This is a genomic window from Spirillospora sp. CA-108201 (assembly GCF_050936235.1).
GTDB lineage: Bacteria > Actinomycetota > Actinomycetes > Streptosporangiales > Streptosporangiaceae > Spirillospora.
Genome location: NZ_JBNJNE010000001.1, coordinates 6660977 through 6674748 on the forward strand (window position 1 = coordinate 6660977; position 13772 = coordinate 6674748).

10 protein-coding genes are annotated in these 13772 nt (G+C 64.6%); 4 read left to right on the forward strand and 6 right to left on the reverse strand.

Features of this window, described 5'->3' with window-relative positions; all coding sequences use genetic code 11:
* The first annotated feature begins 7 nt into the window (after positions 1-7).
* Complete coding sequence (locus tag ACQEU6_RS32065) at positions 8-841, forward strand: hypothetical protein (RefSeq protein ID WP_499336821.1); 834 nt, start codon at positions 8-10, stop codon at positions 839-841.
* Here ACQEU6_RS32065 and ACQEU6_RS32070 read toward each other — a convergent pair.
* Together ACQEU6_RS32070 and ACQEU6_RS32075 are read right to left on the reverse strand one after the other, a co-directional pair.
* Complete coding sequence (locus tag ACQEU6_RS32070; protein ID WP_499336823.1) at positions 774-2243, reverse strand: hypothetical protein; 1470 nt, start codon at positions 2241-2243, stop codon at positions 774-776. The genes ACQEU6_RS32065 and ACQEU6_RS32070 overlap by 68 nt on opposite strands.
* A gap of 289 nt (positions 2244-2532) precedes the next feature.
* On the reverse strand, positions 2533-3732 hold the full coding sequence (locus ACQEU6_RS32075) for a hypothetical protein (protein ID WP_499336825.1): 1200 nt from the start codon (positions 3730-3732) through the stop codon (positions 2533-2535).
* A 183-nt stretch (positions 3733-3915) separates the two neighbouring features.
* On the opposite strand from ACQEU6_RS32075, the gene ACQEU6_RS32080 reads away from it, so the two are divergent.
* Both ACQEU6_RS32080 and ACQEU6_RS32085 read left to right on the forward strand, forming a co-directional pair.
* Positions 3916-4221: a hypothetical protein gene (locus ACQEU6_RS32080; protein WP_499336827.1), complete on the forward strand. Its 306-nt coding sequence runs from the start codon at positions 3916-3918 to the stop codon at positions 4219-4221.
* Between the two features lie 405 nt (positions 4222-4626).
* Positions 4627-5175, forward strand: a complete 549-nt coding sequence (locus tag ACQEU6_RS32085) for a hypothetical protein (protein WP_499336829.1) — start codon at positions 4627-4629, stop codon at positions 5173-5175.
* A 148-nt stretch (positions 5176-5323) separates the two neighbouring features.
* On the opposite strand, the gene ACQEU6_RS32090 is transcribed toward ACQEU6_RS32085, so the two are convergent.
* Genes ACQEU6_RS32090 through ACQEU6_RS32100 form a run of 3 tightly spaced genes read right to left on the reverse strand, consistent with a single transcriptional unit; the run spans position 5324 to position 11171 of the window.
* Positions 5324-8401 (reverse strand): type I restriction endonuclease subunit R, encoded by a 3078-nt coding sequence (locus ACQEU6_RS32090; protein WP_499336831.1) that lies wholly within the window; start codon positions 8399-8401, stop codon positions 5324-5326.
* A gap of 3 nt (positions 8402-8404) precedes the next feature.
* Positions 8405-9604 (reverse strand): restriction endonuclease subunit S, encoded by a 1200-nt coding sequence (locus ACQEU6_RS32095; RefSeq protein WP_499336833.1) that lies wholly within the window; start codon positions 9602-9604, stop codon positions 8405-8407.
* Positions 9597-11171 carry a type I restriction-modification system subunit M gene (locus ACQEU6_RS32100; RefSeq protein ID WP_499336835.1) on the reverse strand — a complete coding sequence of 525 codons (1575 nt, stop codon included), beginning with the start codon at positions 11169-11171 and terminating at the stop codon, positions 9597-9599. Before ACQEU6_RS32100 ends, ACQEU6_RS32095 begins: the two co-directional genes overlap by 8 nt.
* Before the next feature lie 639 nt (positions 11172-11810).
* Between ACQEU6_RS32100 and tcmP the strand changes: the two genes are divergently transcribed.
* On the forward strand, positions 11811-12998 hold the full coding sequence (gene tcmP / locus ACQEU6_RS32105) for a three-Cys-motif partner protein TcmP (RefSeq protein WP_499336837.1): 1188 nt from the start codon (positions 11811-11813) through the stop codon (positions 12996-12998).
* On the opposite strand, the gene ACQEU6_RS32110 is transcribed toward tcmP, so the two are convergent.
* Positions 12995-13744 (reverse strand): DUF5131 family protein, encoded by a 750-nt coding sequence (locus tag ACQEU6_RS32110; RefSeq protein WP_499336838.1) that lies wholly within the window; start codon positions 13742-13744, stop codon positions 12995-12997. The two genes, tcmP and ACQEU6_RS32110, sit on opposite strands and share 4 nt — an antisense overlap.
* Between the last annotated feature and the right edge of the window lie 28 nt (positions 13745-13772).

The window sequence follows — 13772 nt, forward strand, 5'->3', positions numbered from 1 at the left end:
GGGTTTCATGGATATCGGCGAGATCTGGGCATACAGGGACGGCGGCGACACCCGTGGCGGGAGGTTGGTGCGTGTGGAGATCGTGTACCTTGATCATCCGCGGCGTCCGGGTTGTGTGCACGTCCGGTTGCTCGATGGTCAGGATGCCGGCGTGCAGGAGTGGGCCTCACCTGACCGGTTGCCCGTGACTTGGGCCGAGGTGGAGAGGGTGCGGCGTGATGACGAGCGCCTGGAAGCCGCGATCAAGAATTCGGAGCATGCCCATGGAACCGCGGCTCTTGAGGCGGCGAAACACGTGTTCAACGCGGTCAAGGCGACCGGCTTGTTCCGCTTTCGGACGACCAAACCGGGGGCGGGTGTTCTCGAAGTAGCCGAGCCGGCCAAGGCAGCTGAATGGCTGGGGTGGGACGAGGCGGAACTGGACGATAGCGTGGACGGCTTCAGGGACAGGCACGGCACCTACATCGCGGCTTGGCCCATGACGATGCAGATTGCTGCGCGGATCGCGGTCCGGCGGCCTGATGATGTGTTGGGGGCTGTGCTCCACAGGGTGGCGGAGGTGCGGGACGAGCACGAGAACGCAACGTACGGCAGGCTCCGTACCTCGCGGAAGCTCGAACGCTGGGAGGCCGTCGCCCGGGTCCTGCACGAATGGTGCGGTCAGGAAGCCGCCGACCGCTACGACGAACTGGAGGCGCTGCGAGCCGAGGTCGAACGGCTGGGTGCAGTGGTGGAAGCTGCCGTCACTGCGCTGCGGCGGAAGGGACATCACGCTATCGCCGCCACCATTGCGCGCGACCTGGGCGTCCGTATCTCCAGCCCTCCCGGTACAGGTCGCTGACGGACTGCTGCGTTCCTGAGTGGGGGCGGCGGTATTCCTGGTACGGCCCGTCTGGGCTCCAGTCTCCGAGGTAGGGGCGTAGATCGTCGGGTTGTGGCTCGAACTCGAACTGTGAGCCAGCCAGGCGAGGGAGGTTCTCGACCGGGTCCAGCCGATCGGCGAGCGCACGCGCCCAGCCGAGCCAGGATCGGATCTGGGCCGCCTCCGCAAGGTTCGCGTGTCCGGAGTTCGCGGTGTCCAACGCATCGCACAGTTCGCGGATCTCCCGGGCTGAGTTCCAGCCTTCCCGGAGCGCTGTGAGGACCTGCCGCCGGTGTTCTTCGGTTGCTCGTTCCGTTGCCCGTGTCATCGCGGTATGCCAGCGGGCTTCGGTCTCTGCTTCTTCCCTGTCCAGTTCCGCGATGAATTCCGCGTGTTCTCGTTCGGCTTGCTGCCGGCGGTGCTCTGCGTCCTTTGCGGCTTCCTCTGCCTTCTTGATGACGTCCGGCAATCGGGCTTCGAGACCTTCCTTTTCGTTGTCCGTCCATGTTTCGGTCTTGCCGCGTCTAAAGGTTAAAGCGAGCTGTAGTCGGCCGGTTGGATTCGATATGACCTCGGGTTCGATCCGCTGCCAGGAATATAGTCGGCGTTGCTGCTTGCCCGGCGCATCAGGCACCAGCTCCGTTTCCTCGTGTTCTTCGCTGAGTGCCACGTCGAAACGGTTCTCGCTGTCAATTTGCAGGAACAGGCCACGGGGCTTGCGTTTCCGTGACAGAGCGAGGCAATGGCCGCGCTGTTCGGCCTCGTTGGCCAGGGACTGGACGATCCGCAGCGCCCGTGGCCGTTCACCTTCGGAGACTTGGAGTATTTCGGGATTAGCCGCGATCATCCCGGCCAGGCCAGCGGGGCTGCTGATCAGATCGCGGGCGCCGAGTCGGATCCGGTTCCATTCGGTCTGAGCTTCCGGGCTCCCGTCCGAGAGCCGGACGATCAGGTCACCGCTCGATCGCCCGGTGTGGAGCAACTCGAACCCATTCGGAACCAGGCCGCCCTGTTTGATCGCGTGTATGGCCTTCCGGTAGGCGGCGCGGGTCCGTTCGTCTGGCCGAAGCACGCGGACGGTGCCCTCCTCGCGCAGCCGCTGAGCGAGTGCGTCGGCGGTGATGATCGGCTGCTTGGCGGGTGACCGCGGCGTGTCGGCTGTTTCCGAAAACCGTCCGTGCTCTAGGTAGTGGCGGCCCGCTTCGGTGATCTCGGCCCGCCAGGTGCCGTCTTCGATCGGCGTGGTCACCAGGCCGCGTCGCCGTAGGGCGTATACGGTTTGTGCAAGGTCGTGGTCTCGGCGGGTCACTGGGTCGGCACTGGCGTCGATACGCCGCAGAACATCCAGTTGTCGATCGTTGAGCTTTGTCCAGCGCTGCATCTCGGTAGACCAGTCTATGAAGGGCGTTCTCCGCGACGAGTTCGCGCACGGCTGCGTAGCGGGGCATCTGCAGTGCCTCGAACAGCGCACCGAGAGCCGTTGCGCGCTGATGATGTTCGGCCAGGCCGCCCGAACACTTGACCGGAAGCTGATCCACAGCCAGTTGCTGCAGCCCGTACAGCGCTGCTCTCCGCCACGGCGACCCTAGAGCCCGACAGCGGCGGCCGCCATGCGTTTCTCGAGCATTTGGTCGAACCTGTCGAGCGTTCGGTCGGCTGCGTGATCGGGCTCAGGCTGGTCTCGTACACAGCTCTGGCGGATAGGGCTGCCGCCAACGATAACCGTCTGGGGGGACGAGTTCTCTGAGGTGATCGCCGGTGTGGGGCACCATGCTCTTGAAGCAACGGGCTGGCGCCGCGCGCGGGTTGGTGCGCGCCAGGTACTCAAGTGCGTCACGTCCGGTGAGGTTGGCGTATCCGCGCTGGCCGCGGCCGTGGAACACATAGGCGGGCCTGCCCCATTTCCCAGCCCCTGCGGCTCTGCGGCGCGAGACGGTGACGATGAGCCGGCCGGCCTTACGCCAGTTCGGCGCCTGCCAGGCGTCCAGCCAGACCCGCCGCCCGTTGGAGATCCATCTGACGTCCCACTCGTACAGGCTGAGAAGGCGGGCATCGGCGTCGAGAGTCGAGGGCCCTGCGGGACGAGTATCGATCAGTTGCTCGTGGTTGCCGGTATGCCGGGTGTTCCGGATGTGGTCGCACTCGATCAGCCGGGCGCGCAGGTGAGCGAGGAAGGTCAGTTTCGGTATCCACTCATCGATAGAGGGTTCGTGCCGGGCATGGATCAGGTGCCGGTCGGGCACGGCGAAGGCGGTGTCCAGGTGGTGGGGGCCGAGTTTGATCCCGATCTGGGTGAAGGTCTCCTCTCCCAGATCGATAAGGGCATCTCGCCAGCGGGCGATGAGGGCGGGGTGCGCCAGCTCATCGAGGGTTTCGACGTGCTGGACATCGCGGGCGACCAGACTCCGGAACCGACGGTCGTCGAGATCGAGGAGCCTTCGGATGTCTGGTGTGAGCGGAGTGTCGGGAGCGGAACGGACATCTGCCGGTCGTGCGGTCACGATCCGGTGAGCTTCCAGACGGCGCTGCCGGATGCAGGCCACTCGGCGGTCGGCGGAGAGCGTGTCGGGGTCTTCCATCCCGCGTTCGATGATCTTGTTCCACCAGGAGCGCTGGTGAGCGCCCTCCTGGATCACCAGGGTCTGTTCCCACTTGTGGCAGACCTGCGGTGACCAGAGCCATTGTGTGACGGCGGCGGGGACGCGGTTGAGTGTCGCTTCGGCGACCGCCAGGAGGCTGAAGACCTGCTCGTCCTGGCCGCAAAGGGCATCGATCTGGCTGACCGTGATGTCGGGGTCGAGCGCGGCGACGGCGGCCGAAGTACTTAAAGCGGTCATGGTGTCCTTAGGCTGCGGCACTACAAGGCGCACGATGGTAATCGTGTGGGTAGGTGCGTGCGGGGAATTGGTCGTCAAAGGTCTGGTTCCCATCCTCCGTTGAGCAGGTCGATGACCGGCTGCAGGCATCGGTCGGCTGTGGTCTGGCCCACGGCCACGACCCGGTCAGGGACCCGGCGTCGAGGGCGGTCGGGAGGACGCGCGGGTCGGCTACGGATGGAGGGGATCAACCGGCTGACCTGGTTCGGCGGCGGCCTGGCCGACGTCGGCATCGAGGCCGGGACCGCATTGCGGGACGAGGCCGACAAGGCCCGGGCGCGGGCGCTGATGGATGGCGCGCATCCCGTCACCGGTGAGCAGTTCGTGCGGCCGAAGCGGGCCGCGCACCCGGCGTCGAAGCTGGTGGCCCGCCGCTGGCCGACGCGCTCGACAAGGCCGCCGCCGCCGACCGCGGTGTCCCGCTTACTGAGCTGGCCCGTACCGCATGGGCGGCCGCGCAGCTGGGACGGCTTGCGCGGATAGTCGACCGGGACGGTGAGGCGCTCCGGATCCCGGTCCGTGACGCCGAGCGCCTGGCCGCCGAACTCGCCGTCCCGGTCTGGCTGGAGGACCTCTCCGACACGGGCGTGCTGCAGGTCGCCCACGCGCGGCGAGGAGGTCTGGATCGGTGACCGCGGGCTCGACCTGACGACCGACTGGCATCGACAATAGAGATAATCAGGGATATTGTTCATCGTTCGCAAACATGCAGCCACCCTGGTGACGGTCTATCTCTGCTAGATAACCGCTCATGTCTCGATTCGAGAACGCATTCCCTTATTGGTCCATGGGTGTTTGGCCAACATTTTGCGCCCTGCTTCCAAGTCTGGGCATGGACACGCGGCGCGTCATCAAACAAAGCGCGCTGCCCCAATTAGCGTTGTGGGCATGAGAGAGAAGCCCATGCCGGAGGAGCTCCTAGCTGCAACCGCCCGCCTCGTCACCGAGACGGTCGACCGTCTCCAGGAAGTCCTCTCCTATAGTCAAACTACTTCCGATTTCGAGTGGCCGCGGATGCTGCTCTACCGGTTGACTGACGCGCAGGACACCATCGGTATGCTCGTGGGCCTCCACGCCGCGCACGTTTATCGCGCTGGCTACTCCCGGGAGTCGATTGGCAGATACACGCAGACGTACCAGCAGGTCGCTCGCACCGAGATTCCACAGAAGCAGGACTTCGATTACCTCGACGGCCTCACCGGTCAGCCTGCTAAAGAAGAACGATCTTCGCGATACATCGCCGGAAAAATCGCCCGTGATCATTTCGGTGATAGTGATTTCCATGAGGAGTGGACGATCGCTTGCATCCACGCACTTCAGGCGCTGCAATGTGACGAGCCCGAGGTGTTGGACCAGTTGCCTGCGAGTATTAGCATCAAAGCACAGCGCGTCTATGCGACGATGACGCCCGAGCGGTTGGAAACCGCACCCGCCTAAAGCTCCAGCATTGCTGTTGATGAGGAACTGGGTGCGACAAGGTCAGCCGACCCCGCCCCACGCTCCGATAGCTGGGCCTCAGACCACAATCCCGCAGGACGAGGACACCTACACCGCCACCATCGGTGTCATCTTGGCCGAGCTCAAATCAATCAATTAGATAGTGAGCTTCGATGTAGGCGACGGTGGAGTCGTACGGCTCCCCCACCGGTTTCAGCCTGTACCGGCGGAAGACGGCGGCCGTGGCGCGGCGGACGCCTCGGTTGCGGGCGTCGGCGTTGTCCCAGGAGCCGGCGAGGGTTCGGGTGACCACCTGGTCGATCTCCTCGGCCAGGTTCCTTTCGGTGACGGTGAGCCCGGGTGGTGCGTGGTCGTGAATGATCCGCGAAAGGACGCCCACGTGGTCGTCATCGAGTACGACCGCTTCGTCGGGGTGCTTTTCGGCGTCTACGATGGCGCGGGCGATCCGGAGCGCTTCGGACAGGAACTCCAGGGCATCCTGGGCGTTCTGAATGATCCGGTCCCGCAGTAGCCTGATCCGCTCCGCCAAGGCGGTGTACCGCGCCGACCCCGGTTCGACGCCTTCGTCGAGAGCGGCCTTGATGCGGTCCAGGATCTCCGCCGCGGACGGCGGCGTCTCATCCTCATTATCGCGCCCGCCGGGCTTGCGGCGGACCAGTCCCAGCAGTTCTTTGAGGATGGCGATGCCCTGTGCGTCCAGGATGAGGGGTTCCTCCTGCGCGGCGACCGCGGTGAAGGAGTGGACGTGGGCGTTGATGATGTCCAGCACCATCGGCCCCAGCTCGGCCAGCCGCTCCTTGCGCTCCTCGTCGGAGGACTTCTTGAACAGGGTTGTGTACACCGACCCGAACAGCGCGAAGCCGTCCCGGTACTTGGCGACCCGCTTGTCGGTGCTGATGAGCGGATACAGGCGTGCCAGGAGCCGGTAGTCCCTGCTGAACACCTCGGCGGCGCCGGGGTTGGCGTCCAGGAAGATGTTGATGGCGCGCACGGACTCGTATCCGTGGACGGTGAGGTCCAGGTCCTCGACGTCGGCGAAGAGGTCCTCGATGCGGGCGAAGACGGTGCGGAACTCGGCGACCAGCTCCGACAGGTCGGTGACGAACCCTCCGCCGCGGCCGGCCGCGCCCGGGGATGCGGGGTCGACGACGGCCCGCTGGACCTCTTCGGCCAGGCCGATGTAGTCCACGACCACCCCGGAGGTCTTGACGAACCCGGCAGGGGACACCCAGGTGCGGTTGGGTCGGGTGATCGTCTGGAAGAGGGTGTGGGCCTTCAGCGGCTTGTCCAGATAGAGGACGCCCTCGTTGGGGGCGTCGAACCCGGTCATGAGCTTGGCGGTGACGACCAGGAAGCACAGCGGGTCGTCGGGGGTGAGGAACCGCCGCTTCTGCTCCTCCTCCTCGGTCTCTGAGAGCCGGAACGGCCGCAGGGCGGGGTCTTCGTCCTTGGCGGTGGAGACCGAGATGTTCACCTCGGCGATGATCCGGTCATGCGTGCCGATCTCGGCGAGCGCCTGGGACGCCTCGAACCCGGCCAGCAGCTCGTTGAGCTTGTCGGTGTAGGCGACGGCCAATTCGCGGTTGTAGGTGACGACCTGGGCCTTGAGGCCGTTGCGGTAGGCGCCGGCCAGGTAGTGGTCCACGATGTCCTGGCAGACCGCGTGGATGCGCTCGGGATTGGCGAACACGCTGGTCAGGCGCCCGAACTTGCGGGACAGGGTCTCCCGGTCGGGGTCGTCGAGGTCGAACTCGTCGGCGAACTGGTCGAACTCGGCCTGCAACGCCTGATCATCCATCTCGAACGCGACCGGGTGTGGGTCCAGCATCACCGGGACGGTCGTCTCATCCTGCAGAGACCGTGAAACCGAGTACCGGTGCAGCACACGGTCCGGATCGCTCTCCTCGCCGAAGAGAGCGAAGGTGTCGGTGGCGAGATTGCGGACGGGGGTGCCGGTCATGCCGAAGAACTTCGCGCGCGGCAACGCCGCGCGCATCTGCCCGGCCAAGGAGCTGGATTGGGAGGACTGGGTTCGGTGCGCCTCGTCGACCATCACGATGATGTTGTCGCGGGTCGAGAGGTTCTTGCCGGCGTCGGCGAACTTGTGGACGGTTGTGGAGATGACGCCGCGCACGTCGTCGGCCAGCAGGGTCCGCAGCTCCTGGCTGGTGGCGGGCTGGTGGAAGTAGGCGTCGCCCATCGCGGAGGTGAACACCCCGGAGGTCTGCCGGACCAGGTGGGTCCGGTCCGACAGCAGGATGATCGTGGGTGACTCGGTGCGGGCGTCGGTGAGCAGCAGCGAGGCGGCGAACACCATCAGCAGCGTCTTCCCCGACCCCTGGTGGTGCCAGATCAGGCCCTTCGACCCGCCCGCCAGGACCCGCTGGTGGATCAGGTGCGCGGCCTCCATCTGCGGATAGCGGGGCAGATACTTCTTGTCCGCCCCGCCCCCGGAGGTGTCGAACAGAGCAAAGTTGGCGAGCATGTCCAGGATCGTCGCCGGGTTGAGCAGAAGTTCGACGGAGCGCTGCACGTCCGCCTGGCCGGACAGGTTCTCGTCGTCAGCGGTGGACCGAAACGGCTGCCACAGGTTCGTGGCCGCGCCGGCGGCACCGAACCGCAACTTCAGCCCGTCGGAGGCGACGGCGAAGACATTGGGGGTGAAGAACCACGGGTACTCGGTGGCGTACACGTCGTTGATCTCGCGGGCGGCGTCCACCCACGCGGACTTCGAGGTCGGGGACTTCACCTCGACCACCACCAGCGGCAGGCCGTTGACCCAGTACACCAGGTCGAACCGGCGGGAAGTCTTGCCCGGGACGGTGATGGTCACCTCGTCCGACACCACCAACGTGTTGGCGGCCGGATGCTCGAAGTCGATGACCTTCAAGGCATGCCACACGCCGTCGGCGTCCCGGAACTCCTTGAGCCCGCGCAGCAGGTGCAGCACCTGCTCGTTGGCCCGCACCAGCCCGCCTTCGACGGCGTTGACCATGGCGACGATCTCCTCGACCACCGCGTCCACGTCGAACCCGTCGATCACCTCAGGGTTGAGCCGGAGGATGGCGTCCCGCAACTGGCCGACGAGAACCGTCTGCGTCGTCTCACGCGGCAACGCCCTGCCCGCAGTGAAGGCCCAGCCCATCGGGAGAGACCACTGGATCATCAGGTTCTGAAACTCGTGCTCCCGAATGCCCTTCACCACGACTCACCCCTCCAGCGAAGCAGACTCGATGTCGACGGTGCGGTCCAGCAGCCCAGACAGCAGCCCTGCCCGGACTTCGCGGAGGCGGGTGGCCTCCGAGCGAGTCGCCTCCAAAGCAGACCCCATGGCGTCAAGTTCCACTGCCATTTCGCGTTGGCGGTCGAGCGACGGTAGACGCACTGCCATGCCCTTCGCCCGCTTGGCACTGATGTGCTTGATGTTGGTGCCACCCGCAACGTCGAGGAAGGCCCTGGACTCGTAGGCCCACATGCTCCAGTGGAAGACGAACTCGGGGATGCAGACCCCTTCCCGCGCCCGGAGACGGAGCAGGGTCATCTGGGTGCAGACAGGCCCTGGAAGCTCGTCTCGCCACATGGCGGGCATCCCGACCGCATTCGCACTTGCGCTGCCCTCCGACACCACGACGTCGCCGTAGCGGAGGCCGAACTTTTCGCGCTCCGCCGGATCGTAGTTCATCTCCAGCACGTCGGACAGGTCGAGCCTCCCGTAGCCGACGTTCGCGGAACGTAGGTAGGGCGTCATGTACGGGCCGGCCGCCCTGTCGGGAGTCCGACGCACGCCAGTGGAGAAGTCGAAGGCATACTCAGCTCTCACTGCTTCAACCGAACCATCGGTGATGAGGTCAGCACGTCGGCAACGCAGTACTGCTGCTAGTGCCTCAGCCTCGGCGTCGAGTGCGGTGATCTGGTCGTCAACCGCGTTGATGACCTCAACGATTCGCTTCTGCGTCGGCAGCGGTGGGAGTGGGATGTGATGTTCGAGGAACTGGCTTTCCTTCCACCTGTTCCGGCTGGCAGTCGTGCCAGTCGAGGCGGCCTCCACGTGGTCCCAAACCTGCTTCTGCTGAAAGTAGAGGTTCAGGTAGTCAGCCGAGATCCGTTCGGTGTTCGTGTCGAACAGCGGGAACTCGTTGGATACGAATGCGCCAGCGAACTCGGGCGGAACCAGCCCGAACGATCCCTTTCCTGCAAAGAGGCGGTTATAAATGAATTGCCCTGGTGTAACTCTGTAGACAGTCACGGCTTTAGACGTCTCGCGCGTGACGGTCTCGCGATGAAATGCCCCTTGGCCGTACCAGCGCACACCCAGAAGTCGGTACCCGACGCCGCTCTCGATCTTCTGGGCGTCCCGCCGCTGGGCGACTAGTTCGGCCAGCGCAAAATGGGGCCAGGCGTCACTCATCGAATCCCTCGATTCCGGCGGCTGCGAGGACTTCTAGCATGTGCTGCTCAGTTTTCTGGCGGACAGCCCGGGCAAGGTTGTAGGCCTCGATGAGGGTGCCGAGATCTTCCTGCTCGGCGGCGCATTGCTTGATGTACCGGCCAATATTGAGGTCGTACCCGTTCGCCACGATCTCCGTGGTGGGGACGAATCGTACTGCGAGTCCGCCGTCTGCGTCGGGGTCCACCGGGTTGTGGTCGGCGTCGAATTTCGAGTGGTAGGCCGTCACGACGTTGGCGATGTCGGCGCTGGTGAGGATGTTGCGATTCTTGGCCTTGACGAACCGGTTGGAGGCGTCGATGAACAGCACGCCGCCCTGCCGCTCTGGGGCCTTGGTGCCGGATGCCCGGAACACCAGGATCGCTGTGGGGATGGTGGTGTTGTAGAAGAGGTTGGCCGGCAGGCCGATGATCGCTTCGAGCAGGTCGTCGTCGATGACGCGCCGGCGGATGGCTGCTTCCTGACCGCTGCGGAAGAGGACGCCGTGCGGCAGGACGACGCCAGCGCGCCCCTTCCTCGGGTCCATGCTGGCGATCATGTGTTGCACGAACGCCCAGTCCGCCGTTGACTGTGGGGCGACCCCGCCGATGGCGCGCGGGTCCTCGGTCCAGGGCTTCCACTTCAGGCTGTAGGGCGGGTTGGCGACGATCACGTCGAACTGCGCGACCTTCCCGTCCGGCTTCTTAAAGCGCGGGTCTCTTAGGGTGTCGCCGACCTCGACCTTGAACTGGGTGAGGTTGTGCATGAAGAGGTTCATGCGGGCCACGCCCGCGGTGTCTGCTACAGCCTCCTGCCCGTACAGCTTGAGTGTGTAGCCGCGCCCGCCATGGGCCTTCAGGAGGTTCGCAGAGGCGATGAGCATGCCGCCCGACCCGCAGGTCGGGTCGTACACCGATTCGAAGCTCTGGGGGGCGACGACCTCGACAATCAACTCGACGACCTCGCGGGGGGTGAAGAACTGGCCGGCTCGGGTGCCGGATCCGTCGGAGAACCGCTTCAGCAGGTATTCGTAGGCCCCGCCGAGCACATCGTGGGACATGTTGCCTTCGTGCATCTTCGGCGTGCGGTCCATCGCCTGCATGACCGCCGCCAGCACTTCCCTCGGCAGCACCTCCTCGGATGTCCAGGTCATGGACCCGAACAGGCGGGAGAACTTGTCGGGGTTGGCCGTCTCGATCGCCTGCAGGGAAGCGCGGACACGCTTGCCGAGGCCGGGCTGGGTGACGGTGGCCAGGATGGACGACCAGGACGCACGGCGTTCTTGAGCGGTGCCGAGGGAGATACATGGGACCTCGAACGACTGGTAGTCGCGGTATTCGATCTCGTGGGCTTCCTCGGCGGACAGGTCATCCAGGCCCTCGTTGTCGGCCTGGAACTCCTGGTGATTGTGCTCCCAGGTGTCCGACAGGTACTTCCAGAACATCAGCGGGAAGACCACGGAGGAGTATTGCGCTTCGGGCATCGCCACGCGCAGCTCATCGGCTGCGTCCCACAACCGGTTCTCGATCTCCTGCTGCGTCACTGCCATCAGTCGGTGGTGTCCTTCTAGTCAGAGGGGTGACGGCCAGACGGCCGTAATGTTTCCACTGGTCACCCCATTTCGGACAGCCTCAGCATGGGCCGTGCGCGTCCTCAAAGGGGGAATCCACGTGGTGGGTCATGTTCCAGGTGGTCGACTCGTCAACGATAGTCGCCTTGTACGACGAAGTACGGGTAGTGCGTGCCCTCGGATGTCTCTGCTCGGGCCCGGCCGGCCTGGATGACACGTGCCCAGGTGGGGAAGCCAGGAAGGAACTCGAGGTTTGCTCATCACACCTCACCGGAGCGGGCGGTGCCGTCAACGTTGCGGACCGCCCGCGCGAAAGCGCACAAGTAATATCTGACTCTGCTCTGGACTTCCGCTCAGCCTGCGGCGACCGACACGTCCCGCAGTGGCCCGGAACGATGCACACGATCCCGGCAACGCCTAGGGATCCGGCCGCGAGTCTGCTCGTTGAGTAGCGCTTCGAAGCGCAGCCTGGAGAGCTACCGCAAGGACACGCGATTACAAGATCGATGTCGCAGAGTGCTGCAAGAGGCTGTCTCGCGACGTTTGTCAGAAAGCGTTGACGAAGCGGTGTTGAGTGACGTAGATCTCCTGTAGGTGCGGGTTGAGTGAGGGGGAGCGATGGCGACAGGTACAGCTGGTGGCCTGCTGGATAACCGAGACCGGCATGCGCAGTCGATCTTCAAGCATGCGATTCTCCGGCAGTACCTGCCGCGCTTCATCGCCATGCCTGGCAGCACGGCCACCGGAGGGAAGCTAGTGGTTCTTGACGGCTTCGCCGGGCGTGGCCGCTACCCCGACGGTACCCCCGCATCGGCCGAACTCATCCTCCGGGCGATTCGGTCTTTCAGTAACTCCAGGGACGTCTCGTCCGTTTTTGTTGAGAGAGAACAAGAAAACTACGTTGAACTCAAGGTCGTCGTCGACGAGTACGTCAAGCAAGGTCTTCGGGCTCGGTCCTGCCCGGGGAACGTCGAGGACCATCTTGACGTCGTGGTCCAGCAGGCTACCGGCTTGCCGCTCTTTCTCTTTTTGGACCCCTGCGGCGCTGGCCTGCCGTACGACCGGCTGCGGGACCTGCTATGTCGACCGAGGCAAGGCCGGCGTCCGCAGACGGAGGTCCTGCTCAACTTCAGCGCGCACCTTACGAGACGTGCGACCGGCGCGTTGAACAAGGGGATGATGGATGAGTCGATCATCCCTCGGATGGACACGACGTGTGGCGGTGCATGGTGGCGGGAGACAGCGTTGGGTACCTTGCATTCTCCCCAGGGCAAGACCTTCGAAGCAGCTGCTCACGCCGTAGCGCAGGAATACGCCGAGCGAATTGCCCGCGACACGTCCATGACGCCGGTGGTCATCCCGGTTAGCCGACGTCTGGGTCAACAGCCGATCTACCATCTGGTTTTCCTGACCCGGAGCCCGGTGGGCTTGTGGGAGTTTGCTGACGCCGTGGGGAGAGCACGCCGAGCTTTTCTGGAGCACCTAGGCACTCTCGACAGTGACAACCTGCCAGGGCAACAAGGACTGTTCGGGGAGGCCGAGGACAACGACATGGAGTGGCTGATCAAACAGGAGCAGGACGAGGCCGTCAAGATCATCACTACCAACCTGCGTGCTCTCACCCGTCGCTGCGGTGACGTCAAACTCGTTGAGCACACACGGGATTTGTTCGGTGAGGCGTACGGCTTCGCTATCGAGCCAGCCGTGACTCAGGCCGTCAGGAGCCTACGAGCCACTGGCGAACTCGTGCTCAAGACCAACGATAGGAAGCGCCGCAACCAAGTCTTTGGGCCTGCTACACCCTAGCGTGCAGCAGCCAGCGCTGGCATCTGGTCCCAGTGGCGGCCATCAAGCTCACGGCCAGCTGCCTTGGGGGTTCGTCCACCCCACTGTTTGAAGAAGAACGGCACCTTCGCGGCAAGGCAAGCATCTCGTATTTCCTCCGCCCAAGCCGGATCGAGCGGCCGGTGCCCCGGCCCCGATTCACCGCCTGCGATGACCCAGCCGATTCCGTCCAGGTTCAGCCTAGTTAGCGGGCCTATGAGCGGCTCGCAAGACAGGAAGCGCACGGCGGCCGGCACGGTTCGCAGATCATCGACGCGGGAAAGGGCGTCGGTGTTCTCGACGGAGACTCCGATCCAGAGGTTCTGTGGCCAGTCGAGCTGGCTGGCGATCTTGCGCAGCCGGGCTGATCGTTTGGTGAGCACCTGATACGTGTGCTGTGGAGTGTCCGCGATCACGCCGAACACCCGGCGGACGAAGTCCAGTGGTACCCGAGCATGAAACAAATCGGACATCGAGTTCACGAACACCACGCGAGGTGAGCGCCAAGCGTAGGGCTGCCGGAGCGAGTCAGGGTGCGTGGTGACTCCAAACCCCGGCCCCGATGTCCGGGGATCACCATCAGCCTGGTACTTCTCGACGCCCATCGCCTTCAGCCGCTTGGCCAGCGCCAACGCGTAACAGTTGTCGCAACCGTCGGAGATCTTGTCGCACCCGGTTGTGGGGTTCCACGTCACCTCTGTCCACTCGATGGCTGAACGTGTCGCCATGATCTCGATCTCCTCGCGTGTGGGGCCC

What these genes read in the sequence shown, in the direction of transcription:
- ACQEU6_RS32100 (WP_499336835.1), bottom strand. Translation starts at nt 11,171, where the DNA reads ATGGCAGTGACGCAGCAGGAGATCGAGAACCGGTTGTGGGACGCAGCC.
- ACQEU6_RS32110 (WP_499336838.1), bottom strand. Translation starts at nt 13,744, where the DNA reads ATGGCGACACGTTCAGCCATCGAGTGGACAGAGGTGACGTGGAACCCC.
- ACQEU6_RS32080 (WP_499336827.1), top strand. Translation starts at nt 3,916, where the DNA reads ATGGAGGGGATCAACCGGCTGACCTGGTTCGGCGGCGGCCTGGCCGAC.
- ACQEU6_RS32065 (WP_499336821.1), top strand. Translation starts at nt 8, where the DNA reads ATGGATATCGGCGAGATCTGGGCATACAGGGACGGCGGCGACACCCGT.
- ACQEU6_RS32070 (WP_499336823.1), bottom strand. Translation starts at nt 2,243, where the DNA reads ATGCAGCGCTGGACAAAGCTCAACGATCGACAACTGGATGTTCTGCGG.
- ACQEU6_RS32095 (WP_499336833.1), bottom strand. Translation starts at nt 9,604, where the DNA reads ATGAGTGACGCCTGGCCCCATTTTGCGCTGGCCGAACTAGTCGCCCAG.
- tcmP (WP_499336837.1), top strand. Translation starts at nt 11,811, where the DNA reads ATGGCGACAGGTACAGCTGGTGGCCTGCTGGATAACCGAGACCGGCAT.
- ACQEU6_RS32085 (WP_499336829.1), top strand. Translation starts at nt 4,627, where the DNA reads ATGAGAGAGAAGCCCATGCCGGAGGAGCTCCTAGCTGCAACCGCCCGC.